The sequence below is a fragment of the Spirillospora sp. NPDC052269 genome, assembly GCF_040679435.1.
GTDB lineage: Bacteria > Actinomycetota > Actinomycetes > Streptosporangiales > Streptosporangiaceae > Spirillospora.
The window spans coordinates 214,681-239,140 of record NZ_JBFAUU010000007.1 but is presented as its reverse complement, the minus strand read 5'-3'; the positions used below and the strand labels follow the sequence as shown (position 1 = coordinate 239,140).

Here is a 24,460-nt window from a genome sequence, read left to right as displayed (position 1 = left end):
TCAGCGGCCGCCCGCGTCGGTGACGTCGATCCGCGGCTCGTCGCGACCCGGCTCCGAGCCTCGTGGCGGCGTCGCGGATCCCGGCAGGCGGAGCCACGCCAGGGTGCCGCCGCCGTCCGCGCGCCCCAGCCGGACCTCGCCTCCCGCGTTCGCGACGGCACTGGCGACGATCGCCAGGCCCAGTCCTGATCCGGGCAGGCCACGGGCGGAGGGGGAGCGCCAGAACCGGTCGAAGACGTACGGCAGGTCCTCGGACGGGATCCCTGGGCCCTGGTCGCGCACGGTCAGCTCGCCGCCCTTCAGCCGAACGGCGACGGTACCGTCCGGCGGGCTGAACTTCACGGCGTTGTCGAGGAGGTTCACCACCGCGCGTTCGAGTGAGGCGGCGTCACCACGGACGTACCAGGAGGAGACGTCCGCGTCGATGCGCAGGCCGGGGCCGCGCAGCCGCGCCCGGCGTACGGCATTGCCGACGGCTTCGTGCAGGGCGACGCCCTCCTCGACGTGGGCGTCGGTGGCGAATTCGGGCCGGGACAGATCGAGCAGACCGCTGACGAGGTGGGTGAGCTCGACCAGCTGCTCCTTGACGTTGCCGAGGAGCAGCCGCTTGTCCGCGGTGGGCAGCGCTCGGCCGGTCGTCTCGCTGCGCAGCATCAGGTCGATGGTCGTGCGCAGGCTGGTCAACGGCGTGCGCAGCTCGTGGCCGGCGTCGACGATGAGCCGCTGCTGGCGTTCGCGCGCGCCGGCCAGCGCGCAGGTCATGCTGTTGAACGACCGGCCCAGCCGCGCGATCTCGTCGTGGCCGTCGGTGGGGATCGTCGTGGCCAGGTCCTCGGTACGGGCGACGTGCTCGACGGCGGCGGCGAGGCGGTCCACGGGCCGTAGCCCGGCACGGGCGACGAGCAGGCCGGCGGTGGCCGCGCCGACGACCCCGACGGCGGAGACGACGACCAGCAGCATGGCGAGGCCGTCGAGCTTCTCGTCGACCGGGCCGAGGGGCTTGGCGATGGACACCGCCGCTCCGGTCGCCGGGTCCCGCCCGGTGAACACCCGCATCCGCGTGCCGCTCCGCGTGTGGCCGTCGCGGCGCACCCTGTCGCGGCCGCCCTGCGCGACGGCCACGTCACTGGCCGTCGGTACGAGCGGGTCGGAGGTGTCCTGCGGGCTGCAGGTGGTGCCGCCGGCCCACACCACCAGCATGGTGGGCAGGAATTCACGGAACCGGTCGTCGCCGCTCCGCGGTGGCTGCTCGCAGATGTTCGCGATGGAGCCGGCGTTCTTGTGCGGCGGTCCGCCCCGGCCGCCGCCCGGCGGCCCGTCACGGAGGACGATCTTGGGACTCGACAGCGACTGGTCGAGCTGCTCGACGAGCTGCCGCCGGACGACGAACCAGCAGCCGATCGCGCAGGCCGCGACCGCGACGGCCATGGCCATGCTCGTCAGCGCGGCCAGCCTCGTGCGCAGCGACATCCGCATGGTCACACTTTCCGCAGGACGTACCCGACACCACGTACGGTGTGGATGAGCCGCGGCTCGCCCATCTTGCGGCGCAGGTACATCACGTAGACGTCGAGGGAGTTCGAGGCGGGTTCGAAGTCGAAGCCCCAGACCGTCTCGAGGATCCGCTCGCGGGTGAGCACCTGATGCGGGTGCGCCAGGAACATCTCCAGCAGGGTGTGCTCCGTACGGGTCAGGCCGAGGACCCGCACGTCCCGGGTGACCTCCCGCGTCAGCGTGTTCATTCGCAGACCGGCGTATTCCAGGACGTCGCCGGGCTCCGCCGACCGGGAGGTGAGCACGCTGCGTCGCAGCAGCGCGCGGACCCGGGCCAGCAGTTCGTCGAGCTCGAACGGCTTGACCAGGTAGTCGTCGGCGCCGCAGTCCAGGCCGGTGACCCGGTCGCCGATGGTGTCCCGCGCGGTGAGCATGAGGACCGGCACGGTCTCCCCGCGAGCGCGCAGCCGGCGGCAGGTGGTCAGGCCGTCGAGGCGGGGCATGAGGACGTCCAGCAGGATCAGGTCGGGCTTGACGACGTCAAGCCTCTTCAGGGCCGCCAGCCCGTCCACTGCGGTCTCCACCTCGTAGTTCTCAAAGGCGAGGCTGCTCGCGAGGGTTTTTCGGACGGCGGGTTCGTCTTCCACGACCAGAATACGCACGATTTGACGTTACCGACGACCGGCGAGGGACCACCCCAGGGCAGACGATCACCGGTTGCATTCTCATCCAACTCTCAGAAGGACCCGACTTTCACATCCGTGGACGCGACCACCAGCGGCAGGACCATCGCACTTCCGGCACGCACCGGGTTTCTTGAGGCCGGGGATTCCGGGATTGGCGCATATCGCGGGCGTATCAAAAAACGCATACGCCACCGCAACACTCTCTCGTCTTAAGTCGAGGCACCGACCACATGGGTGGGGTGACCGGGGGCCGACAGCGGTCGCCGGTGGACCCGCGAATGGCCGGTTCGTCGATCAGGAAAAGGGCGTGATCATGGGCTCGGATTCGGTACGTGGTGTCGACCGGCGGCGGCTGCTCGGGTGGGGCGGCTTGGCGGCCGCCACCGGAGTGGTGGCGGCAGGCACGCAGCTGGTGGGCGCCCGCCCCGGCCACGCCGACACGGCCCTGGCCGACACGATCCCGCCGGACACCCTGCCCGGCGGAGCCTACGACCGGTACGTGACGAAGCTGGCCGCCGACGGCAGGTTCTCCGGCGTGGTGCTGCTGTCGCACCAGGGCAAGACCGTGCTGTCCCGCAGCTTCGGCATGGCCGACAAGGACGCGAAGACCCCCAACAGCGAGGGCACGGCGTTCACTCTCAGCTCGGCGGGCAAGCCGTTCCTGGCGGTGGCCATCTTGCAGCTGGCCCAGCAGGGCAAGCTGACGCTGTCGGACATGGTGGGCGCCCACCTGACGGGCTACGCCCAGGACATCGCCGAGCAGGTGACCATCCATCACCTGCTCACCGGCACCGGCGGGCTGGACGCCCCGGAGCTGGACGTGCAACGCGTCTTCCAAAGCCCGGACGAGGTGCACGAGTACTACGGGCAGTGGTCCCGGCAGGCGAAGTTGGTGGTACCCCCTGGCTCGGCGGACCAGGGTCATGCCAACGGAGCCGGCGCCGGGATCGCCATGGCCGCGCTGATCCTGGAGGCCGTGACCGGCAAAACGTACTGGGACTACGTCCAGGAGAACATCTTCGGGCGGTGCGGGATGACCGGCTCGGGGTTCTTCACCAGGCCGCAGTGGCTCTCCGACACCCACATCGCGCACCCGTACATGACGCTGGCCGACGGCAGTCAGGTGGACGCCGTCCGCAATCTGGACAAGAGCAGTTCGAACCCGATGACACCAGGCAAGAACCCGGGCCGCGCCTTCATCGATGCCCCCGGCGACGGCGGCTTCGCCACCGCGCCGGATCTGGTCCGGTTCGCGCGCGCTCTGGGCGACGGCACGCTCCTGGACCGGCCCTGGGCCGACGTGCTCACCGCCGCCAACAGCCCCCACGGACCGACGTCGTTCGGCGCCTACGGGCCGGTGGTCCGTATCGTCGGCGGCCAGTGGTCATGGAGCCGGGGCGGCGCCAACCCCGGTGTCGCCGCCAACTGGAGCATCTACCCCTACACCGGCTGGGTCGGCGTCATCCTCGGCAACATCGACGGCGTGCCGCTGCAGGAGATGATCGGGCAGGAGACGCAGGCCGTCACCGGGGCTGCGCCCGGCGGCGGAGGTGGCTGAGGTACTCCGGCGGCCGGCACACCAACGATGCAGGTCAGGCACTTCGCTTGACCTGCTTCTCGTTTTCCGCCCCGATTTCGGGGCTTCCGCACTCAGGGTCGGGGTCGGGGTCGGGGATGATCGTGGCGGCCCGGTTCAGTTCTTGGCGCGGTAGACGCGCATGGTCAGCGGAGCGAAGATCGCCGTGGTGAGGGCCGCCGCGGCCACCACGACGATGATCTGCCCGAGGTGCGGGTGGCCGTTCATGGTGTCGCGGACAGCGGTGACCAGGTGCGTCACCGGGTTGGCGTTGACGAGGACGCGGAGCCAGGCCGGCATGGTCCGGGGGTCGACGAAAGGTGTTGCTGGCCATGGTGAGGGGGAACAGGACCAGGAACGCCAGGCTGGTGACGGCGTTCGCGGTCCGCAGGATCAGCCCGAGCCAGGTGAACACCCACGACAGTGCCGTGGAGAACGCGACGACCAGGGCGACACCGAGGGCGACGCCGGCGGGTCCGCCGTGGGGGCGGTATCCGAGGGTCAGGCCGAGGGCGACGATGAGGACGGACGCCAGAAGGTAGCGCAGGACGTCGCCGAGCAGCGCTCCGACGATGGGCGCGGGCGGCCACATCGGGAGGGTGCGGAACCGGTCGTAGACGCCCTTGCCGAAGTCGGCGTTGAGGTTGACACCGGTGCAGATGGTGGCCAGGAGTACCGCCATGACCAGGGTGCCCGGCAGAAGGAACTGCAGGTAATGGTGGGGCGAGCCGGCCAGGGCGCCGCCGAACAGGTAGGTGAACATCAGGGTGAAGATGACCGGGACGGCCAGCACGTCCGATAGCTGCTCGGGAACGTGCCGGATCTTCAGCAGGGATCGCCAGGCGAACACGCGGGCGGCCGTCAGGGCCGAGGGACGGGCGGGCCGCGGCGCGGCGGCGATGACCGTGACGAGCGTGGCCGCGCCGGAACGGGTGGTGGAGGTCATCGGGAGCTCCCGAGGTCCGGTTCGGTGGTGGACGCGGTCAGGGTGAGGAACGCTTCTTCCAGGCTGGGGCGGTCCAGGGAGAATCCGGACAGGGTGATGCCGCCCGCGAGGAGTTCGGCGAGCACGGCGTTGGCCTCCCAGGGCCGGATGCCCGCGAAGGTGAGCACCGCCGGGTCGGTCGCGCCGACGCTCGGCCGGTCGACGAGGCGGGCCGCGTCGTCCCGGCGGGACGGGTCGTCCAGGTGGAGGCGCAGGACTCCGGACCCGGTGGCGGCCCTGAGCTGACCGGGTGTCCCCTCGGCGATCAGCCTTCCGTGGTCGATCACGGCCAGGCGGTCGGCGAGCCGGTCGGCCTCGTCCAGATACTGGGTGGTGAGCAGCACCGTCGTTCCGTGGGCGGGCAGCATCGCGATGACGTCCCACACCAGGGCGCGGGCGGCCGGATCCAGGCCGGTGGTCGGCTCGTCCAGGAACAGCAGCTCCGGCGTGACGATCAGGCTCGCGGCCACGTCGAGGCGGCGGCGCATCCCTCCGGAGAATGTCTTGACCAGCCGGCCCGCGCGGTCCGCCAGGCCGAAGGCGTCCAGCAGGTCTCCGGCGCGGGCGCGAGCCGCCTTGCGGCCGCGGGGGACGGTCAGGTCCAGCCCGTCCACGGCGCGGGTGTCCCCGAAGCGCTTGGTGAGTCCGGCGGTCTGGAGGGCCGGAGGCGGAGGTGAAGCCGTCATGGTTCCCTCACAGATCTGCACAAGGTTGACAGATGCGTCAACTTTAACTCTCGGATGTATCCTTGACAACCATGTCCAGCTTGACGCCTTCCCCGGCGCCCCGGCGCCGGCGCGCGGACGCGCTGCACAATGCGGCGACGATCCTCGACGCCGCGTCCCGGGTCCTGTCCGAGCGGCCCGACGCGGGCCTGGCGGAGGTCGCCAGGGCGGCGGGGATCAGCCGCCAGACCCTGTACTCGCACTACGCCTCGCGCGAGGCGCTGATCGGCGCGCTGATCGAGCGGGCGACCACCCGCGTCCTGGCGGCGCTGGACGCCGCCGACCTGGAGAAGGGCCCGGCCGACCAGGCGCTGGTGCGGCTGCTGGAGGCCGGCTGGCAGAGCTTCGACACCGACCCCTTCCTGCTCCACCTGTCCACCCCGCCAGTCTCCCCCGAGGAGGACCGGGACCGGCACGCGCCGATCATGCGACGCCTGGGCGAGGTGATCGAACGCGGCCGGCGCGAAGGGGACATCGCCCCGGACCTGGAGACCGGCTGGGTGCTCGCGGCGGTGCTGGCTCTGGGGAACGCCGCGGGCGAGGAGGTCCGCGCCGGACGCATGACCTCCGAGGCCGCGATCCGGGCGCTGCGGATCAGCGTCCCCCGCCTGCTCCGCCCGGCCTGACCGCCCTCGACGCGGGTGCCGTGGCAGTCGCGCGGTCCTCTTCCGAAGTGGACGGCGGGCCGTCCGCGGGGCGCTTTCGCGAGCGCAGCGTGAGGGGGTAGCGCCCGCCGGTGATCTTGTAGTGGATCATTCCGGAATCGGGCGAACTTACTGGTCGGAAGGTGGGCGCGCCGGGTCGGCGGGGTGGCACACTGCGGGCGGGGACGGGATTCATCGGGGGCGATGAGCTTTGGGTGGAGGAGTTTCATGGCCGGGATCACGCGGCGGTCGGAGAAGGAGCCGCTGCTGAAGACGCGGTTCCTTTCGCACGGGACGCTGGAGGTGATCGACCTTCAGGAGTCGCGGCGCTTCTACGAGGAGGTGCTCGGGCTCGAGGTGCTCCAGCACGCGCCGATCGGGCTGCTGGTGCGGCTCGGCGGCGACCACGTGTACGTGGCCGTCGAGACGCCGAAGGCCGAGCAGCACGAGATGCCGCTGCTCGGGCACAACGGCGTCGACGTGGGCAGCCGCGAGGAGGTCGATGACGCGCACGCCAAGCTCTCGGCCGTCCGCGAGGAGTACGGCATCCGGAAGCTGACCAGGCCGGTCGACCAGCACGGGACGTACGCGTTCTACGTGCAGGACCTCGACCGCAACTGGTGGGAGATCGGGCACATGCCGCCCGGCGGCCACACGTTCCGCTTCCGCGACCCGGACCAGTACGACCTCACCGCCCGGGACACCCCGGAGGACCAGGCCGGCTGAGCCCGGCGCGCGGCGGCGGCACCCGGGCCCGGGTGCCGCCGCCTTTTTGCAGGGATGCTCGGTGGCGTTGGTGTTGGACGCCGCGCACGCGTTACGAGAGTTCTTTGAACGCCCTGGCCAGGAGGGCGAGCCCTGTGGGGACGCGGTCGGTCGGGATGGCGCCGTAGCCGAGGACGATTCCGGGGCGGTCGACGTCGGTGCAGTAGGTCGACAGGCTTTCGGCGGCGACTCCTAGTTCCTTGGCTCTGAGCAGCACCGAGGGGACGTCGACGGGGGCTTTCAGCAGGGCGCACAGGTGCAGGCCCGCGGTGGAGGGGACGGGGTCGAGCCAGGTCGCCAGGTCGCCGGTGAGGGCCTCGACGATCAGTTCGTGACGGGCGGCGTAGGTGCGGGTGGCCTTGCGGATGTGGCGAGGCAGCTCGCCCGAGTCGATGAACCGGGCGAGGGCCGCCTGCGTGACGGGGTCCCCGTGCCAGTCGGTGAGCAGCTTGGCCGTGTGCAGGGCCGGTCGCAGCGAGGCGGGCGCGATGAGGAAGCCGACGCGCAGCATCGGCAGGAGGGTCTTGGAGAACGTCCCGACGTAGACGACGCGTCCGGCGCGGTCGAGGCTCTGGAGCGGGTCGAGAGGACGGTCGGAGAAGCGGAACTCGCTGTCGTAGTCGTCCTCGACGATCACGGCGTCGTGGCGTCCGGCCCAGTCGAGCAGTGCGGCGCGGCGGGCCAGCGACATGGGCGTCCCCAGGGGGAACTGGTGCGAGGGCGTCACGTGGACGAGGCGCGCGCCGTCCGGGAGGGCGTTCACGTCGAGGCCCTCGCGGTCGACGGGGACGGGCGTGACGCGGGCGCCGTGCGTGCGGAACAGGTGCCGGGCCGGCGGGTAGCCGGGGTCCTCGACGGCCACGACGTCGCCGGGTTCGATCAGCACGCGTCCGATGAGGTCGAGCGCCTGCTGGGCGCCCTGGGTGACCAGCACGTCGTCGGCGGTCGCGCGGACGGACCGGGACAGTCCGGTGGAGCGGGCGACGGCCTCACGCAGACCCCGGTGTCCGGCCGGGTCGCCGTATCCCCCGCTTCCGACGGTCGCGGCGCGCCATTCCGCCGTGAGCAGCCGCCGCCAGACCGGGAGCGGAAACAAGGCCGGGTCGGGCGTGCCAACGCGGAAATCGTAGGGAAACGTCTCTGATGGCGGTGCCGACGGGTGCGCCAGTGCGTCCCACAGCGGACGGGGGCGGGCGGCATCGCCTTCCGGGACGTCGCGGGGACGCGCGATGGGAGCGCGGCCGACGTAGGTTCCGGAGCCGACCCGGGCGACCAGCAGTCCCTCGGCGGTGAGGCGTTCGTAGGCGACGGAGACGGTGTTGCGCGACACGTCCAGGCGGCGGGCCAGCTCACGCGTGGGAGGCAGCCGCTCCCCCGGGCGCAGGCGTCCGTCGAGGATCGCGTCCAGGATCCGCCGGTGGATGCGCGTGGCGAGGTCGCCCGGTCCGTCCAGGCTGATGTGCAGGTCGATCGTGATTGGCCCATCGAGTCATGCGCCCATTGGCACTTCCTGCCGCCAATCGTAGGGCGTTGACTGGTGCCACCGAAAACACGAATGACCTTGGAGTACGTCCTTGACCACCGTCGACATGTGGTTCGACCCGAAGTGCCCCTGGGCCTGGAACACCTCCCGCTGGCTGCTCGAGGTGGAACGCGTCCGCGATGTGGACGTGCGGTTCCGCGTGATGAGCCTTTGGCTGCTGAACGACGGCCGCGAGGGGTTGGAGGAGTGGTACCAGCGCTGGCTCGGCGACACCCTCGGGCCGGTGCGGGTGGCGATCGCGGCCGAGCAGAAGTACGGGACGCCCGTCCTGCGGGACCTCTACACCGCGTTCGGCAACCGCATCCACCACGAGAAGACGCCGATCGGGCGGGAGCTGTATGTGAGCGCCCTGGACGAGGTCGGCTTGGACGCCGGTCTTGCCGAGGCCGCTGAGGTCGTCGACTTCGACGAGGCGCTGCGGGTGAGTCATCATGCGGGGCTCGATCCGGTCGGCGACAACCTCGGGACGCCCGCGATCCATGTCCCCGGGCCGGACGGGCGGGTCAACGCGTTCTTCGGGCCGGTCGTCACGCCCGTCCCGCGCGGTGAGGACGCGGGACGCCTCTGGGACGGCGTCCTGCTCGTCACGGGCGCGCCGGGGTTCTTCGAGCTGAAGCGCGGACGCACCGAGTCCCCGCGCGTCGGATGATCCGTCCGTTCCGGGGGCTTCCGGGGCCCGCTCGCCCGCTCGCGCTCGGGCAGCTCGCCAACTCGATCGGGGACGGGGCGTTCTACGCGACCTCGGCGCTGTTCTTCACGCGGGTCGCGGGGTTCCCGCCGTCCCGGGTGGGGATCGCGCTGACGGTCGGCTGGGCCTGCGGAATGCTGGCCGGGGTCCCGCTCGGACGGCTCGCCGACCGCCGGGGGCCGCGCCGCGTCACGGTGGCGCTGGCCCTCGCGACCGCGGCGGCCCTGGGCGCGCTGCTCGCCGTGAGCTCGTTCCCGCTGTTCGTCCTGGTCGTGTGCGTGTACGCGTGCTGCCAGGGCGGGTTGAACTCGGCGCGGCAGGCGCTGCTCGCGGGCCTGGTGGAGCCCGCCCGGCGGACGGTCGTCCGCGCCCATCTGCAGTCGACGCTCAACGCGGGGCTGGCTGTGGGCGCGGGTCTGGGCGGCCTGGCCCTGACCTGCGACGACGCCGCCGTCTACCGGGCGGTCTTCGTCATGGACGCGGTGGGGTTCGTCGTCGCGGCCCTCGTCCTCCGGCGGCTTCCCGAGGTCGCCGCGAGCATCGGGGGTCCGTCCGGCGGGCCCCGCGCGGCGGTGTTGCGTGACCGTCCGTACGCGATGCTCATGGTGCTGAGCGCCGTCATGCACCTGAACATGCCGATCCTCAGCTTCGGGTTGCCGCTGTGGATCGTCCGGCACACCGAGGCCCCGGGCTCGATGGCGGCGGTGATCCTGGTGGTCAACATGCTGACCGTCGTGCTGTGCCAGGTCCGTGTGAGCAGGCGGGTGGACGGCCCTCGCGGCGCCGTCCGGGCTTCGCGGCGGGCCGGGGCGCTGATGCTCGCTGCCTGCGGCGTCTACGCGTTGTCGGCGGCCCACGTGGGTGCCGCCGCGGCCGTCGCGATCCTCGTCGCCGCCGCCCTGATCCAGGTGCTCGCCGAGATGCTGCACAGCGCGAGCGCCGCGGAACTCGGCTTCGGGCTCGCGCAGGACGGACGGCAAGGGCAGTACCAGGGGTTCTTCGGCATGGCTCCGCAGCTCGCGCGGATGGCGGGCCCTATGGTCCTGACCTCGCTGCTCGTCGGCTGGGGTTCCCCGGGCTGGCTGGTGCTGGGCGCGTTGTTCCTGCTCAGCGGGCTGGCCGTGGGGCCGGTCGTCCGGCTCGCCCTCGTGGGCTCACGGACGGAGGCCCGGACGGCGCGCGCCGCTGCTGCCGCGCGGGCCGTCCGGTGACCGGTCGTGGGCCGCTACCAGGTCGTCCCGGCGGGGGTGCGGAAGGTGGTGTTGATCCGGTTGAAGAAGTTGGTGAGCGCCACCATCAGCACGATCGAGCCGAGCTGGCGTTCGTCGAAGTGCTTCTTGGCGTCGTCCCAGATCTCGTCGGTGACCGCGCCGGGACGGTCCGACAGCCGGGTGGCCGCCTCGGCGAGCGTCAGCGCGGCCCGCTCGGCGTCGTCGAACGCCGGGTTCTCGTACCAGGCGGCGACGCCGTGCAGCTTGCCCGCGTCGACACCGGCCTTCGTCGCGCCGGCGACACCGGCGTCCACGCAGGCGCTGCACCCGTTGATCTGGCTCACGCGCAGGTGCACCAGCTCCAGCGTCTCGTTCGGGACGCCGCCGGAGTAGACGTCCTTGAAGAGGTGCTGAACGCCCTTGGTGAAGTCGGGCGAGACCGCCGTGTTCTGGATGCGAAGGGTCATCTCTCCTCCAGGAGGATGTCGTCGTGATCGGTGAACGCGACTACGACGTCCGGTCGCGGCGGGAGGTAACGCGGGCCCCGGGCGTTACCTCTGCGGCGCCCGGCGCGTCGTGGTGGTGACACCACCCCACGTCGAGGAGAGCAGTGACCGATCAGGACGATCTCGCCGCGCGGTTCGAGATCCAGCGCCCCTACCTCCACGCGATCGCGTTCCGCGTGCTCGGCTCGCACGCGGACGCCGACGACGCCGTCCAGGAGGCGTGGCTCCGGCTCGCCCGGACCGGCCACGACGGCATCGAGGACCTGCGCGGCTGGCTCACCACGGTGACCGGCCGGATCTGCCTGGACGTCCTGCGTCGGCGCGGCGTGCGGGGCGAGCAGCCGCTCGAACTCCACGTCGGCACGCTCCCGCGGGAGGCGGACGGGAACGCCCGGATCGACCCGGAGGAGGAGGCCGTCCTCGCCGACTCCGTCGGCCTCGCGCTGTACGTCGTCATGGACGCCCTCACCCCGGCGGAACGGGTGTCCTTCGTCCTTCACGACGTCTTCGACGTGCCGTTCAGCGGCATCGCGGCCATCCTCGGCCGGAGCACCGCCGCCACCAAGATGCTCGCCAGCCGGGCGCGCGGACGTCTCCGCTCCGGCTCGCCCGCGACCGACGCCGCGACGCGCGAGGTCGTCGACGCGTTCCTGGCGGCGGCGAGCCGAGGCGACGTCGCCGGACTGCTCGCCGCCCTGGCCCCCGAGGTCGAACTGCGGGCCCAAGGGCCCGAGGGGCTGGCCGTCATCCGCGGCGCGGCCAAGGTCGCCGCCCAGGCCACGCGGTTCGCCGTCCCGGACGCCGTGGCGCACCCGGCCGTCGTGGACGGCGTCCCCGGCGTCCTCATCACCCTGAACGGACGTCCGATCAGCGTTCTGGCCTTCACGGTCGAGGGCGGGGTCGTCACCACCATCCACGGCCTGAGCGACCGAGCCCGCCTCGCCCAGATCGTCCCGTCCTGGGTCGCCTAGCGAGGGTTACCGGCGACACCTTCCGGCTGTTTGTGGCGGGCTCACCGTCGGAGATCGGGCCGTGCCGTCGGCTTGTTCAGGAGTGACCGGCGATCCGGTGGGGGCGGTAGGGGGCCTCCAGCCTGGCCGTCTCCTCTTCGCTCAGGGACACGTCGACCGCCGCGATCGCGTCCTCCAGATGACCCACCTTGCTCGCCCCGACGATCGGCGCGTTCACCCCGGGCTTCCCGAGCAGCCAGGCGAGGGCGAGTTGCGCCGGTGGCAGGCCTCGTTCGGCGGCGACCGCACGCACCACGTCGACGACGTCGAAGTCCGCGTCCTCGTACATGTCGTCCGCCACCGGGTCACTGCCGGACCGGACGGTGCTCTGCTGCCCGCCCCGGTAGCGGCTTCCGGTGAGCAGGCCGCGTGCCAGCGGGCTCCACGGGATGACGCCCACCCCCTGGTCCAGGCAGAGCGGGAGCATCTCGCGTTCCTCCTCCCGGTACGCGAGGTTGTAGTGGTTCTGCATCGACACGAACCTGGTCCAGCCGGCCGTCCGCGCGGTGTGCTGCGCCTTGGCGAACTGCCAGGCGTACATGCTGGACGCCCCGATGTAGCGCGCCTTGCCCGCCTTGACGACGTCGTGGAGGGCCTCCATGGTCTCCTCGATCGGCGTCTCGGGGTCCCAGCGGTGGATCTGGTACAGATCGACGTGGTCGGTCCCGAGCCTGGTCAGCGAGGCGTCGATGGCGGCCATCACGTGCTTGCGGGACAGCCCTCGGTCGTTCGGGCCCGAACCCGTCGGGAAGTAGACCTTCGTGGCGAGGACGTAGTCGTCGCGGCGTGCGAAGAGCTTGCCGAGCAGCCGTCCGGTGATCTCCTCGCTCACGCCGCCCGAGTACATGTCGGCGGTGTCGAAGAACGTCACGCCGGCCTCGACCGCGCGCCGCACGATCGGCTCGGCCGCGTCCTCGCGCAGCAACCAGTCCCTGTTTCCCGGGTCGCCGTACGTCATCATGCCCAGGCAGATCCGGGAGACCTTCAGTCCCGACGTCCCCAGCCTTACGTATTGCATTTCGTCTTACCTTTCTCTGGATTTCACCTCGGCCCGCGGAGGCCGGGATTCCTGATGAAGCGCGACGGAGAGCACGACGAGCCCGACCCCGGCGAGCTCGGCCGGTGTGGGGAGCTGCACGAGCACCGCGATGCCGATGACCGTCGCCGTGGCCGGTAGCAGCGCCACCAGCAGCGCGTACGTGGAGCGGTCCATGCGTGCCATGGCGAGTTGGTCGCACACGTACGGGATCACCGACGAGCAGATCCCCACCCCGACGCCCGCGGCGAGGGTGACCGGGTCGAGCAACGCGGGAGCGGCCTGCCGAACGGCCACCGGCGCGACGAACACGGAGGCGATGAGCATGGCCACGGCCAGCCCGTCGATGCCGCTGATGCCGCGCGGATGCCGGGACGTCCGGTGGGCCAGCACGATGTAGGCGGCGAACAGCACCGCGTTGGCGAAGGCGAACAGCAGGCCCAGCGGCTCACCGGCCAATCGGATGCCGGTCAGCACGTAGACACCAGCGACGGCGGCCACGAGCGCCGCGAGGTTGCGCGCCGTCCGGGCGCCGAGCGCGGCCAGCACGACGACCGGCAGGAACTCGATCGCGGCGACGGTCCCCAGGGGCACGCGGTCGATCGCCAGGTAGAAGCACACGTTCATGGCCGCGAGCACCGCGGCCCAGGCGATGACCGTCCGGCGTTCCTCGGCGTCGAGTCGGCCGAGGGTCCGCCAGGGGCGGCGCCAGAACGCGAAGACGAGTGCGGCGCTCCAGATCCTCAGCACCGCGACGCCGAGCGGGGCGAGCCTGCTGAACAACAGCACGGCGAAGGCCGGGCCGAGGTAATGGAAGACGGCGCTTCCAACGAAACAGGTCCATGGAGGCGCCGCGGAGAGGACGGCGCGAGGGCCGGTTGGCGGCATGACGTCATCGTCGGCCACCGCGTAATTTGGAGGAATGGCGAATCGACGGATCAGGCCGGAGCGGGCCTACGAACCCAAGGGAATGGACGCCCTCGACCTTCGCATTCTCACCGAGCTCCAGGTCGACGCCAGGGTCAGCTTCGCCGAGCTGGGCCGACGCGTCGCCCTGTCGGCTCCGGCGGTGGCCGACCGGGTGCAGCGGCTGGAGGAGGCCAGAGTGATCACCGGCTACCGCGCCGAGGTCGACCCGCGGGCGCTGGGCTTCCCGGTCACGGTGATGGTGCGGATCCGCCCGGCCATCCGGGAACTCCAGCGCATCTCCAAGATCGCCCAGGAGGTTCCCCAGATCGTCGAGTGCTACCGGATGACCGGCGACGACTGCTTCTACTTCACCATGCACCTGCGCGCGGTCGACGAGCTCGAGCCGATCCTCGACCTGTTCACCCCGTACGGCCAGACGACCACGTCCCTCATCCACACCGCGCCCGTGCCCCGCCGTCCCCTCCCTCTGGACTGAGACACGGGCGCGACCAGCCGGACGACGATCCGCGCCGGCTATCTGTAGGTGACGTCGACTCTCAGGTGGGCCTTGTTGGAGGTGACGGTCTCTCCGTTGTCCTGCCGGGTGCCCGTGGCCGTGGCGGTGTTGTCGACGTGGCCCTGGGACTTCTCCTTCGAGGTGACCTTGTGCGTCGCATAGCAGGTGAGCGACTGGCCGGGCTCCAGGGTGCGGGACGCGCAGGACACGCTCCCGGTCAGGGAGTCGTGGATGGTGATCGTGCTGATCGCCACCTCGCCGTCGTTGGTGACGACGAACCGGTACCTGACGGCGTCGTGCTCGCGCCAGGCGCTCATTCTGGCGTTGCTCCGCGACCTGGCCTTGGACTTGGGCCTGGACCCGGCCGGTTCGACGAACCGATCGAACTTCTTGACCAGATAAAGGCTCGCATGTGATCTGATCGGCTCGGCCAGCACCAGCGAGTGGTAGCTGCCCGCGCCGACCGCGGTCGCCACCGTCCCCTCGGGCAGCAGCATCTCCACCGGGGTCTCGCGCTGCTCGGTGGTGCCGTCACCCAATGGCCCGCGGCCGTTGTAGCCCCAGGCCAGGGCCCGGCCGTCCGAGGTCGCCGCGAGGCTGTGGAACCAGCCGGCGGAGACCTGGGTGACGTGTGCGCCGGGCGGCATGTGCACCTCCACCGGGGCGAAGCGGTCGGTGGTGGTTCCGTCCCCCAACTGCCCGCCGCTGTTGGCCCCCCAGGCCAGAGCCCGGCCGTCGGAGGTCACCGCCAGACTGTGGGCGGTGCCGGCGGCGACCCGGGTGACGTGGACGCCCGAGGGCAGCTGCGCCTGCACCGGGGTGAGGCGGGGAGTGACGTCGGTGCCGTCCCCGGTCTTCCCGACGGTGTTGTCCCCCCAGCCCAGGACCCTGCCGCCGGAGGTCACCGCGAGACCGAAGCTGTAACCGGCGGAGACCTGGGTGACGTGGACGCCAGGCGGCACGTGCACCTCCACCGGAGTGGTCCGTTCGTTGGTGGTGCCGTCCCCCAGCCGGCCCTGGTTGTTGTTCCCCCAGGCCAGGGCCCGGCCGTCGGAGGTCGCCGCCTGGCTGTGGTTGTAGCCGGCGGAGACCTGCGTGGCGGTGACGCCCGCGGGCAGGTGCGTCTCCACCGGAGTGGTCCGGTAGGCGTAGGTGCCGTCCCCCAACTGCCCGGCCCCGTTGGAACCCCAGGCCAGGATCCGGCCGTCGGAGGTCAGCGCCAGACTGTGAGTGTGGCCCGCGGCGATCTGGGTGACGGTGACGCCCGCGGGCAGATGCACCTCCACCGGTGTGAGCCGGTCGGTGGTGGTGCCGTCGCCCAGCTGCCCCACGCCGTTGTACCCCCAGGCCAGGACCCGGCCATCGGAGGTCAACGCCAGACTGTGGTACCCGCCTCCGACGACCTGGGTGACCGTGACGCCCGCAGGCAACGCCACTGGTCCCGGGATCTCAAGGTCCGCGTTATTGCCGTCCCCCAACTGCCCGTACTCGTTGTACCCCGCGCCGAGGACGAGGTCGGTGGGCGGAGCCGCGGCCTCTGAACGCCGCACCGCCCCCAACCCCCAGACCGCGCACACCGCGACCATCAGCACGGCCACGACATTGCGCCAACCCACCCGCGATCGGCGCGACCGCGTCCTGCCGCTTCCCCGCACTTCGGGTAGACCGACCCGTCCAGCACTCATCGCGCATCCCCCCGATGCTGATCCGATGCCGCCGATCCGATGCCCGCGCTCCTCAGGACACGCGCCACCGGCGACCTCGCTCAGCCGCGGCCGAAGGCCTCAGAGGAGAACGACAAGATCAACTCGTCGCCGCACAGCGTAGCCCCGCAAAGCCGGAAAGTAATCAACAGAAGCACTGCGTGGCGACCTGCCACGACGCCCGCCCCTCAAACCCCCGACCAAGGGCGTCACGCACAGCAGGGCGATGGTCGGGGCAGGTCGTCCGCTGTATCTTTTGATCGTTTTGTGGTCGTTCGTTGCGTCGACTGGTAGACCACTCGGCAGGACGGGGCGTCGGGCGCGTGCGCTTCGATGAGAGGGGATCTGTGACCGAGCGGCAGTGGCGTGTGGGGCCGCCGGGCCGGGGGCGGCTGGTGGCGTTGGCCGGGGCGCTGATGGTCGGGGCGGGGTTCGGGGCGGCGACTTCCCTGCTCAACGCGTTGTCCGGGCATTTCGCGGACCTGGACAGCAGGGAGGCCACGACGAGCGGGGCGTCGCCGCTGGAGATCGCGAGCACGCTGCTGGACTCGGGGTGGGCCTGGGCGGGGTTCGCGGTCGCCGCCGGATGGCTGTTCACACGTTCCGAGCGCGACGCAAAGACCGCGCTGGTGGTGGGTGCGGCGGCCGGTGCGCTGGGCCTGTTCGCGGCGACGGCCGCCTACAGTGCCGTGGACGTCTGGCGTGGGGCCGCAGCGTCCAGCTGGTCCGAGCCGGTCGTCTGGTGGGTGGCCGGTGTCGTGCTCGGGAGCCCGTTGGGTCTCGTGGGCGCGTACGCCAGGCGGCCGACGGTGGTGGGACTGCTCGCCCGGCTGACCGTGCCGGTCGGGGCCGCCACGCAGATGCTGGTGCTTCCGACCGGCCGCAACGGCAGGATCACCGCCATCACGCAGGGGATCGTGGGGACGGCGGCGGCGGTGTGCGTTCTCCTAGTCGTCGGTCTCTTCGTCGGGGCGAGGCGACGCCGCGCGACGTGACGGCTCGCCGGCCGGGGACGGCGGGGTGGCCAGCTCGCGGCTCAGCCGGTCCAGGTCGGTCTCGGGCTGGTCGTACTTGAGCATGCGTGCGACCTTGGCCTGCTTGGCCTTGGCTCGGCCTCGTCCCATGGGTTACGTCCTCCTGGCGCCGGTTTGCGGCCTGCCAGTATAGGCAATTGCATAATTCGGCAACCTGCGGCCCGGCCGGTGACGGTCAGTGGCTTGCTAGTCTCAGCGAGCTGAGGGTCGCTGGAGGACACGTGATCGGTATGGGGGCGACGTCGATGGACCGGACGCCGTGAGCGCGCCGCTGTACCAGCTGAAGGCGGAGTTTTTCAAGACACTGGGGCATCCGGCGCGGATCCGGGTGCTGGAGCTGCTCAGCGAGCGCGACCACGCGGTGGCGGAGATGCTGCCGGTGGTCGGCATCGAGCCCGCGCACCTGTCCCAGCAGCTGGCCGTGCTCCGGCGGGCCGGGCTGGTGGTGTCGCGCAAGGAGGGGGCGACGGTGATCTACTCGCTGACCAGCCCGCGGATCGCCGAACTGCTGGCGGTGGCCCGGGGCATCCTGACCGGGGTGCTCTCGGAGCAGGCCGGCCTCCTGGACGATCTCCGCGCGTCCGGACGGCCCGTAGCGTCCTGACCGTCCGGTGAGATGGGCACGGGTCAGGCCTCCATGGCAATTGCTAAAGTCTGCAATTGCGCATGTCGGTATCCCGTGTGTGCGCCACCAGAGGACCCACTTTCCGAGGACGCCGTGAGACAGCTGCTGCGCAGGATCCGCGCGACCGGCCGCGCGACCGGCCGGGTGGCCGGGCCTCCGCGCGAGCTGCCGGACGCGGAGGCGCCGGGCAAGGGCCCTGAGCTGGGCGGATCGGTCCAGTTCCGGCATGTGGACGCCGGGTCGTGCAACGGCTGCGAGGTGGAGATCGCCTCGGCGTTCGGACCGGTGTACGACGTCGGGCGGTACGGGGCGCGGCCGGCGGCCTCGTCCCGGGACGCCGACGCGCTGGTGGTGACCGGGCCGGTGACGCGGAACATGCGGACGGCACTGCGCCGCGCCCACGAGGCCGCCCCGGAGCCCCGGCCGGTGGTCGCACTCGGTGACTGCGCGCGCGGCTGCGGAGTGTTCGCGGAGGCGCACGGGGTCGAGGGCCCGGTGTCGGACGTGGTGCCCGTGGACGTCGAGGTGCCGGGGTGTCCGCCCGCGCCCGAGGCGATCGTGGCCGCGCTTCGCGGTCTCACCGGCCGGTGAGGGGATCGTCCGCCCCGTTGAACGTCACCGTCACCGAGGTCTCCCCCGCGCGGCTGCCCGCGCACGCCGCCGTGCTGCTGGACGCCGGGCACCGGCTCGCCCTGACCGCCGCGCACGAGGACCCGGACGGATCACTCCGCGTCGTCTACCTGTTCACCGCCGCCGCCACTGGCGCTTCTCCTGAGCGGCGGGACGAGTTGCACGTCCAGCTCGATCCGTCCGATCCGGTCGTGCCGAGCCTGGCGCAGCTGACCTTCCCGGCCGGACGGTTCGAACTCGAGATGCGGGATCTGTACGGGATCGTCCCGGCCGACCACCCGCTCCCGAAGCCCGAGGCGCGGCTCCGCTTCCTCCACAAGGGTCTGGAGAAGCTGTTCGAGGGCCGCCTCCCGGTGGACGCGCTTCCGCTCGCCGAGCGGGTCAGCGGCGACACCGCCGTCGGCCACGCGCTGGCGTTCTGCCTGGCCGTCGAGGACGCGGCGGGCGTCACGGTCTCGCCCGGAGCGCAGCGGACGCGGGCCCTGCTGCTGGAACTCGAACGCCTCTACAACCACGTCACCGACCTCGGCGCGCTGTGCGACGACGTGGGTCACTCGATCCTGAACGCCCACTTCGGACGCGTCCGGGAGCAACTGCTCAGGCTGAACGCCGCCACGACCGGGCACCGGCTGCTGCGCGGCGGTGTCGTGCCGGGTGGGGCTCTGCTCCTCGCCGTCCCCGACGCCGCCGGGCTGCAGGCGCTGGCCGCCGACATCGCCGAGCTGGTCGACCTGGCACTGGGGCACACCGCCGTCCTCGACCGGTTCACCGGGACCGCGCCGCTCTCCCTGGACGCGGCCCGCGACCTCGGCACCCTCGGCTACGTCGCCCGCGCGAGCGGGCTCGACGTCGACGCCCGCCGCGACCACCCGATCACCGACCTGCGTCCGGCGCTGACCGTCGCGACCCGGTCGTCCGGCGACGTGCTGGCGCGCTTCCAGGTCCGGGCCGACGAGATCGCCGCGTCCATCGCGCTGGTAACCGACCTGGCCTACGGGATGTCCCCCGGCCTGACCAGCTACTGGCCGCCGCTGTCCACTCCGGGCGAGCGGACGTCCGGAACCGGCGTCGTCGAGGGCTGGCGCGGGACGATCGTCCACCGGGTCGAGCTGGCCGCAGGCGGGACGCTGTCCCGCACGAAGATCGTCGACCCGTCCTTCCTCAACCGGCCGGCGCTCCCGGTGGCGCTGACCGGGACGACCGTCCCGGACGTCCCCCTGGCCGGCAGGAGTTTCCACCTCTCCCACGCCGGCGCCGACCTCTGACCGGCGAGGCGAGCCCGCCGCGCCGGGCGCGTGCTCAGTCCCTGGCGGTTTCCAGCAGCCGGTCGATCGCCTTCGCGAGCCGCGCTCGGACCTCGGGGTCGGTGATGACACCGTTCTCGTTCACCTGCGCGCGGTCGACCGGGAGGCGCACGCACGCCTCGTCCACGATCGCCGCACCGGTGTAGCCCAGGACGGTGCGCAGCGTCGCCTCGGCGCCGCCGCCACGTCCCGGCGCCGCCGCGTTCACCCAGGCGGACGGCTTGTCGCCGATCTCGTTGCCGCCCACGGTCCAGTCGAGAAGGTTCTTGAACGCACCGGGCAGGGTGCCCGCGTACTCGGGCGAGCAGACCAGCAGCGCGTCCGCCTCGTCGATCGCGGCGCGCAACTCGGCCACCGGGGCCGGGAGCGGGTCGGTGTCGTCGTCGGGGTTGAAGTGGGGCAGGTCGCCCAGCCCGGCGTAGCGCACCGCGCGGACGCCCGGCGGGACCACGTCCGCGGCCGTCCGCAGCATGACCTCGTTGGACGAATCGGCACGCAGGCTGCCGCTCAGTAGCAAGATCACAGATTCTTCCATCGCTTCAACGTAGCGCTCCGCGACCTCGCTCGAACCTCTCCCCCGGCGCCGGAAAACCCCGGTCCCGCCGGGCCGAACGGGCTTCCATCAAGTGATTGACGGATGCGCGGGAGGGGTTCTAGGTTGAGGCGGCATGAGCGTCGACTCCGCCCGTGCGCGGATCCTCGATGTCGCGACCGGGCTCTTCGCGGAGCTCGGATACGACGGAACGTCCACGCGGCTGATCGCGGAGGCGGCAGGGCTGAACATCGCCACGGTCGCCTACCACGTCGGCAACAAGCGGGACCTGTACCTGGCCGTCATGGAGCGGGCGCACCAGCGGGAGCGCGCCGCCCTGGAGGAGGCCACCGCCGACCTCACCCCGGACGTGGAGGGGGTGATGCGGCTCCTCGACCGCTATGTCGACTTCTGCGCGGCGAACCCCGACGTCCCCGCGCTGTGGGTGCACCGCTGGCTGTCGGACGCGTCGGACGTCGCGCACCTGGAGAACGCCTACGTCCAGCCCCTGATGGAGATGGTCGCCGACTCCGTGGGCAAGGTCGCCGGTGACGACGTCGACATCGAGTACCTGGTGTGGAGCGTCATCTGGTGCACCCACGGGTTCGCGAGCGGCGGAGTGCTGCGGGGCGACGGGGCACGGCACCGGATGGACGACCCGAGCGCGCTGATCCGCTTCCGCGCCCACATGCGGCGCATGGTGACGGCCACGCTCGGACTCGCCCCGTGACCACGCTGTCGCGGCGGCAACTGCTCGGCTACGGGGTCGGCTCGGTCGGGACGGGCGTGTTCTCCGCGGTCCCCGGGCTGCTGCTCCTGTACTACCTGACCGACGTGATGGGCGTTGCGGCGGGGGTCGCGGGCGCCGTCCTGGTCGTGCCGAAGGCTTGGGACGTCGTGCTCAACCCGATCGTCGGCGCGGCCAGCGACCGGGAGGCCGTCCGCACCGGACGGCGCACCCGGCTGCTGCTCACCGGGGCGGTGACCCTGCCGGTGCTGTTCGCCGCGATGTTCGCCGCGCCCGTGGACGGCGCGGGGTTCGCCGCGATCTGGTCGGGCCTGGCGTTCCTGCTGGCGGCCAGCGCGTTCGCGTGCTTCCAGGTCCCGTACGTGGCGCTGCCCGCCGAGATCTCCGAGCTGCCCGCCGAGCGGGGCCGGGCGATGGCGTGGCGGATCGTCTGCCTGACGGTCGGGATCCTGCTGGCGGGCGGGGCCGCGCCCGCGCTGTCGGACGCCGCCGGGGGCGGACGCGGCGGGCACGCCGTCATGGGCGTGACCGTCGGGCTGCTCATGGGCGCGGCGATGGTGGCCAGCGCGCTCGCCACCCGCTGGATCCCGGCGCGTCCGGGGCCGCGTCCGCTCGGGCTCGCCGCCGCGCTGCGCGCCGCCCGGGGCAACCGGCCGTTCTTCGCGCTGCTCGGCGCGTACGCGGCGCAGTCGCTCGCCATCGCGGTGATGCTGGCCGGCGCGCCGTACATCGCGGTGTACCGGCTGGACGACCACGGGCTCACCTCGGTGATGTTCGTGTGCATGGTCGGTCCGAGCGCGCTGGCCGTCCCGCTTTGGCGACGGCTCGCCGGGAAGTACGGTCACGTCGGCTGCTATGTCGCGGCGGTCGTGCTGTTCGCGGTGGCGGATGTGGCGCTGCTGCCCGCCGTCTCGGCCGGGTCCACGGCGGTCGTCCTCGCACTGACGGGGCTCGTCGGCGTCTGCTACGCGGCGCTGCAGCTGCTGCCGCTGTCGCTGCTGCCCGAGACCGTCCACGCCGACGCCGGACGGACCGGACAGGCGCAGCCGGGCGCGTTCACCGGCATCTGGACGGCCGCCGAGACCGGCGCGATGGCCCTCGGGCCGGGCGTCTTCGCGCTGATCCTCGCCGTGACGTCGTTCCACTCGTCCGACCTGGACTCTCCTGTTCGGCAGCCGGACTCGGCGCTGACCGGGCTGACCACCGGGTACACGCTCGTCCCGGCCGTCCTGCTGCTGCTGAGCGTCCCGATGCTGCTGGCCTACCGCGGGCTGGCCGCCGCCCACCGATCCACCGGAGAGCCGCAACCTCATGTCGTCTAAGCCCGCCCTGTCCGACGCCTCTCTCACCGCGACCGCTCTGCCCGCATCGGGTCGTCCGGCCGCCGACGTCCTGGCCGAGCTCGCGCGCCTGCGCGAAGGGGACCTGCCCGTGCGCGGCGGCCGGGTCACGGCCTACGTCTACGACACCGGACGCGACGCCGTGCACGACCTCGCCGCCACCGCGCACCACGAGCTGCTGGAGGTCAACTGCCTGGACCCGACGGCGTTCCCCAGCATCGTCGCGCTGGAGCGGACGGTCGTCGCGGCGGTCGCGGAGCGGCTCGGCGGCGACGCGTCCACGCCCGGGGTGTTCACCAGCGGCGGCACCGAGTCGATCATGCTCGCGGTGAAGGCCGCCCGGGACGCCCGTCCCGTCGAGGGGCGCCCGGAGATCGTGCTGCCCTCCACCGCCCATCCCGCGTTCCGGAAGGCGGCGCACTACCTCGGCCTGGAGGCCGTGACCGTCCCGGTCGACCCGGAGACCTTCCGCGCCGACCCGGAGGCCACGCGCGCCGCGCTCAGCCCGCGGACCGTCCTGGTCGTGTGCTCCGCGCCGTCCTACCCGCAGGGCGTCCTGGACCCGGTCGAGGAGATCGCGGCGATCGCCGCCGGCGCGGGGGTGCTCTGCCACGTGGACGCGTGCGTCGGCGGCTGGGTCCTGCCGTTCCTTTCCGGACGCGAGGTCCCGCCGTTCGACCTGTCCGTCCCGGGCGTCACCTCCCTCTCCTGCGACCTGCACAAGTACGGGTACGCGCCGAAGGGCGCGTCGGTCGTGCTGTTCGCGGACGAGGCGCTGCGCCGGCACGCCTACTACGCGTCCGCCGAATGGCCCGGCTACACGGTGATCAACTCGACCGTGCAGAGCAGCCGGAGCGCGGGGCCGCTCGCCGCGGCCTGGGCGACGCTGAGCGCGCTCGGCGCGGACGGCTACCGCGAGCTGACCGCGTCGGCGATGGCGGCGGCCGACCGGCTGCGGGAGGGCGTCACCGGGATCCCCGGCCTGCGCGTCCTCGGCGACCCCGCCGTGCCGCTCGTCGCGGTCACCTCCGACGATCCCGCGCTGGACGTCTTCGTCGTCGCCGACGAGGCCCGGGCGCGCGGCTGGTTCTTCCAGCCGCAGCTCGGCCACCAGGGGATCCCCGCGAACCTGCACTTCACGCTGACCGGCGTCACCGATATCGAGGCCCTGTTGGAGGCCCTCGCCGCCGCCGCCGAGGCCGCCCGGGAGGCGGGGCCGCCCGACGTCCCGTCCGACCTGGTGGACGCCCTTCGCTCCCTCGACCTGGACGGCATGACCGACGCCGACTTCGCGGGCCTGCTCGGCGCGGTCGGCGTCCAGCTGGACGGCGGCGCCGAGCCGGAGATGGCGTTCGTGAACACCGTCCTTTCCGCCCTCCCGCCCGCCACCCGCGAGAGCCTGCTGATCCGTTTCCTGTCCGTTCTGTACTCCGACGCCCTCTGACCAGGCACGACGGCCACCCCCGGTCGTCACGGAGAATCATCGTGTTGCTACTCTGAGCAACATGAATGATCTTGCCTGGATGGCGGCCGGGCCCGAGTTGCGGATCGACTGGGCCCGGATGCCGACCTACAACACGATCATGGCGGTCGCCGCGGGCACGGGGCTGATCCTGGTCGTGGCGCTGGGCCGGCGGCTGCTGCACCCGCAGGAGCGGGTCGAGACCTCGGGGTGGGCCCTGGCCTTCGCCGCCCTGGGCTTCATCCTGACCCTCACGGGCCTGCACATGACGCTCACCTGGCCGCTCGCCGGCCAGGGGTTCCCGTTCGACAACATCATCTTCGGCGAGCCCTCACTGGCGTTCGGCGTGATGCTGCTGGCGGCGTCGCTGTTCCTCTGGAAGCGCGGCGAGGCGCTCAACGCGGGCCCGGAGCGGGCCGCGATGGTGGCCCGGCTCGCGGGGCCGATCTCGGTGTTCGTGTTCGGCATGGGCCTGGCGTGCTTCGGCATCGCCGCGGCGGGCTGGAAGTACCAGCTGTTCGCCGCCCCGCCCCAGGAGCCGATCTCGGGCGAGTTCGCCAACCACCCGTGGCTCGAGGCGACGTTCATCTCCGGCCTGTACGTGCTGGTCGGCATCGGCTCGGTGCTGTTCCCGTTCGCGCTCCGCACGCCGTCGGGCTGGATCATCAAGGTCATCGGCATCGTCTGGCTGATCGCCGGCGTCCTGTTCCTGCTCTTCGGCGCCCTGAACTACTTCACCCACATCGGGCTCATCATCAACACGTCCTGACCGCGTCCCGCACGCGGC

Annotated in this window: 26 protein-coding genes; 15 read left to right on the top strand and 11 right to left on the bottom strand. The window is 71.9% G+C overall.

The window, feature by feature from the left end:
• Positions 1-1,476 carry a HAMP domain-containing sensor histidine kinase gene (locus AB0L06_RS17250; protein WP_500231989.1) on the bottom strand — a complete coding sequence of 492 codons (1,476 nt, stop codon included), beginning with the start codon at positions 1,474-1,476 and terminating at the stop codon, positions 1-3.
• A 2-nt stretch (positions 1,477-1,478) separates the two neighbouring features.
• Positions 1,479-2,150, bottom strand: coding sequence for a response regulator transcription factor (locus AB0L06_RS17245; RefSeq protein ID WP_500232196.1), 672 nt, complete (start codon positions 2,148-2,150; stop codon positions 1,479-1,481).
• A 343-nt stretch (positions 2,151-2,493) separates the two neighbouring features.
• Between AB0L06_RS17245 and AB0L06_RS17240 the strand changes: the two genes are divergently transcribed.
• Positions 2,494-3,738: a serine hydrolase domain-containing protein gene (locus tag AB0L06_RS17240; protein ID WP_500232195.1), complete on the top strand. Its 1,245-nt coding sequence runs from the start codon at positions 2,494-2,496 to the stop codon at positions 3,736-3,738.
• A 34-nt stretch (positions 3,739-3,772) separates the two neighbouring features.
• Here the strand turns inward: AB0L06_RS17240 and AB0L06_RS17235 are convergent, their stop codons facing one another.
• Together AB0L06_RS17235 and AB0L06_RS17230 are read right to left on the bottom strand one after the other, a co-directional pair.
• Positions 3,773-4,702: an ABC transporter permease gene (locus AB0L06_RS17235; RefSeq protein WP_500231988.1), complete on the bottom strand. Its 930-nt coding sequence runs from the start codon at positions 4,700-4,702 to the stop codon at positions 3,773-3,775.
• Positions 4,699-5,427 (bottom strand): ATP-binding cassette domain-containing protein, encoded by a 729-nt coding sequence (locus AB0L06_RS17230; RefSeq protein ID WP_500231987.1) that lies wholly within the window; start codon positions 5,425-5,427, stop codon positions 4,699-4,701. Before AB0L06_RS17230 ends, AB0L06_RS17235 begins: the two co-directional genes overlap by 4 nt.
• Before the next feature lie 71 nt (positions 5,428-5,498).
• Between AB0L06_RS17230 and AB0L06_RS17225 the strand changes: the two genes are divergently transcribed.
• Positions 5,499-6,092, top strand: a complete 594-nt coding sequence (locus tag AB0L06_RS17225) for a TetR/AcrR family transcriptional regulator (RefSeq protein ID WP_500231986.1) — start codon at positions 5,499-5,501, stop codon at positions 6,090-6,092.
• A gap of 246 nt (positions 6,093-6,338) precedes the next feature.
• Complete coding sequence (locus tag AB0L06_RS17220) at positions 6,339-6,836, top strand: VOC family protein (protein ID WP_500231985.1); 498 nt, start codon at positions 6,339-6,341, stop codon at positions 6,834-6,836.
• Positions 6,837-6,927: 91 nt separating this feature from the next.
• On the opposite strand, the gene pdxR is transcribed toward AB0L06_RS17220, so the two are convergent.
• Positions 6,928-8,298: a MocR-like pyridoxine biosynthesis transcription factor PdxR gene (gene pdxR, locus AB0L06_RS17215; RefSeq protein WP_500232194.1), complete on the bottom strand. Its 1,371-nt coding sequence runs from the start codon at positions 8,296-8,298 to the stop codon at positions 6,928-6,930.
• Between the two features lie 166 nt (positions 8,299-8,464).
• On the opposite strand from pdxR, the gene AB0L06_RS17210 reads away from it, so the two are divergent.
• On the top strand, positions 8,465-9,067 hold the full coding sequence (locus AB0L06_RS17210) for a mycothiol-dependent nitroreductase Rv2466c family protein (RefSeq protein ID WP_500232193.1): 603 nt from the start codon (positions 8,465-8,467) through the stop codon (positions 9,065-9,067).
• Positions 9,064-10,317, top strand: coding sequence for an MFS transporter (locus AB0L06_RS17205; protein WP_500231984.1), 1,254 nt, complete (start codon positions 9,064-9,066; stop codon positions 10,315-10,317). The genes AB0L06_RS17210 and AB0L06_RS17205 overlap by 4 nt, the downstream gene beginning before the upstream one ends.
• Positions 10,318-10,331: 14 nt before the next feature.
• Here AB0L06_RS17205 and AB0L06_RS17200 read toward each other — a convergent pair whose 3' ends face one another.
• Complete coding sequence (locus AB0L06_RS17200; RefSeq protein WP_500231983.1) at positions 10,332-10,784, bottom strand: carboxymuconolactone decarboxylase family protein; 453 nt, start codon at positions 10,782-10,784, stop codon at positions 10,332-10,334.
• A 143-nt stretch (positions 10,785-10,927) separates the two neighbouring features.
• Here AB0L06_RS17200 and AB0L06_RS17195 point away from each other — a divergent pair, with 143 nt between their 5' ends.
• The gene (locus AB0L06_RS17195) at positions 10,928-11,794 is read left to right on the top strand and encodes a sigma-70 family RNA polymerase sigma factor (protein ID WP_500231982.1); all 867 of its coding nucleotides are present in this window, start codon (positions 10,928-10,930) and stop codon (positions 11,792-11,794) included.
• Positions 11,795-11,870: 76 nt separating this feature from the next.
• On the opposite strand, the gene AB0L06_RS17190 is transcribed toward AB0L06_RS17195, so the two are convergent.
• Both AB0L06_RS17190 and AB0L06_RS17185 read right to left on the bottom strand, forming a co-directional pair.
• A complete protein-coding gene (locus AB0L06_RS17190; RefSeq protein WP_500231981.1) occupies positions 11,871-12,851 on the bottom strand; it encodes an aldo/keto reductase in 981 nt (326 codons plus the stop codon).
• Positions 12,852-12,857: 6 nt separating this feature from the next.
• The gene (locus AB0L06_RS17185) at positions 12,858-13,757 is read right to left on the bottom strand and encodes an EamA family transporter (RefSeq protein ID WP_500231980.1); all 900 of its coding nucleotides are present in this window, start codon (positions 13,755-13,757) and stop codon (positions 12,858-12,860) included.
• A gap of 34 nt (positions 13,758-13,791) precedes the next feature.
• Here AB0L06_RS17185 and AB0L06_RS17180 point away from each other — a divergent pair, with 34 nt between their 5' ends.
• Positions 13,792-14,274, top strand: coding sequence for an Lrp/AsnC family transcriptional regulator (locus AB0L06_RS17180; RefSeq protein ID WP_500231979.1), 483 nt, complete (start codon positions 13,792-13,794; stop codon positions 14,272-14,274).
• A gap of 38 nt (positions 14,275-14,312) precedes the next feature.
• Here AB0L06_RS17180 and AB0L06_RS17175 read toward each other — a convergent pair whose 3' ends face one another.
• A complete protein-coding gene (locus tag AB0L06_RS17175) occupies positions 14,313-15,911 on the bottom strand; it encodes an RCC1 domain-containing protein (protein ID WP_500231978.1) in 1,599 nt (532 codons plus the stop codon).
• A gap of 434 nt (positions 15,912-16,345) precedes the next feature.
• Between AB0L06_RS17175 and AB0L06_RS17170 the strand changes: the two genes are divergently transcribed.
• Positions 16,346-16,993 (top strand): hypothetical protein, encoded by a 648-nt coding sequence (locus tag AB0L06_RS17170; RefSeq protein ID WP_500231977.1) that lies wholly within the window; start codon positions 16,346-16,348, stop codon positions 16,991-16,993.
• On the opposite strand, the gene AB0L06_RS17165 is transcribed toward AB0L06_RS17170, so the two are convergent.
• Positions 16,946-17,122, bottom strand: coding sequence for a DUF3073 domain-containing protein (locus AB0L06_RS17165; protein WP_500231976.1), 177 nt, complete (start codon positions 17,120-17,122; stop codon positions 16,946-16,948). The genes AB0L06_RS17170 and AB0L06_RS17165 overlap by 48 nt on opposite strands.
• 169 nt (positions 17,123-17,291) lie before the next feature.
• Here AB0L06_RS17165 and AB0L06_RS17160 point away from each other — a divergent pair, with 169 nt between their 5' ends.
• From AB0L06_RS17160 to AB0L06_RS17150, 3 genes are all read left to right on the top strand, one after another.
• Complete coding sequence (locus tag AB0L06_RS17160) at positions 17,292-17,636, top strand: ArsR/SmtB family transcription factor (protein ID WP_500231975.1); 345 nt, start codon at positions 17,292-17,294, stop codon at positions 17,634-17,636.
• A gap of 114 nt (positions 17,637-17,750) precedes the next feature.
• On the top strand, positions 17,751-18,248 hold the full coding sequence (locus AB0L06_RS17155; RefSeq protein WP_500231974.1) for an NADH-quinone oxidoreductase subunit B family protein: 498 nt from the start codon (positions 17,751-17,753) through the stop codon (positions 18,246-18,248).
• A 17-nt stretch (positions 18,249-18,265) separates the two neighbouring features.
• The gene (locus AB0L06_RS17150; RefSeq protein ID WP_500231973.1) at positions 18,266-19,552 is read left to right on the top strand and encodes an NADH-quinone oxidoreductase subunit D-related protein; all 1,287 of its coding nucleotides are present in this window, start codon (positions 18,266-18,268) and stop codon (positions 19,550-19,552) included.
• A gap of 34 nt (positions 19,553-19,586) precedes the next feature.
• Here AB0L06_RS17150 and AB0L06_RS17145 read toward each other — a convergent pair whose 3' ends face one another.
• Positions 19,587-20,126, bottom strand: coding sequence for an NADPH-dependent FMN reductase (locus AB0L06_RS17145; RefSeq protein ID WP_500231972.1), 540 nt, complete (start codon positions 20,124-20,126; stop codon positions 19,587-19,589).
• Positions 20,127-20,259: 133 nt separating this feature from the next.
• Here AB0L06_RS17145 and AB0L06_RS17140 point away from each other — a divergent pair, with 133 nt between their 5' ends.
• The 4 genes from AB0L06_RS17140 to AB0L06_RS17125 all read left to right on the top strand — a co-directional run bounded on the left by AB0L06_RS17140 (position 20,260) and on the right by AB0L06_RS17125 (position 24,442).
• Positions 20,260-20,853 carry a TetR/AcrR family transcriptional regulator gene (locus AB0L06_RS17140; protein WP_500231971.1) on the top strand — a complete coding sequence of 198 codons (594 nt, stop codon included), beginning with the start codon at positions 20,260-20,262 and terminating at the stop codon, positions 20,851-20,853.
• On the top strand, positions 20,850-22,193 hold the full coding sequence (locus tag AB0L06_RS17135) for an MFS transporter (protein ID WP_500231970.1): 1,344 nt from the start codon (positions 20,850-20,852) through the stop codon (positions 22,191-22,193). The genes AB0L06_RS17140 and AB0L06_RS17135 overlap by 4 nt, the downstream gene beginning before the upstream one ends.
• The gene (locus AB0L06_RS17130; protein WP_500231969.1) at positions 22,183-23,655 is read left to right on the top strand and encodes a pyridoxal phosphate-dependent decarboxylase family protein; all 1,473 of its coding nucleotides are present in this window, start codon (positions 22,183-22,185) and stop codon (positions 23,653-23,655) included. Before AB0L06_RS17135 ends, AB0L06_RS17130 begins: the two co-directional genes overlap by 11 nt.
• A gap of 61 nt (positions 23,656-23,716) precedes the next feature.
• The gene (locus tag AB0L06_RS17125; protein ID WP_500231968.1) at positions 23,717-24,442 is read left to right on the top strand and encodes a DUF981 domain-containing protein; all 726 of its coding nucleotides are present in this window, start codon (positions 23,717-23,719) and stop codon (positions 24,440-24,442) included.
• Positions 24,443-24,460 lie beyond the last annotated feature (18 nt).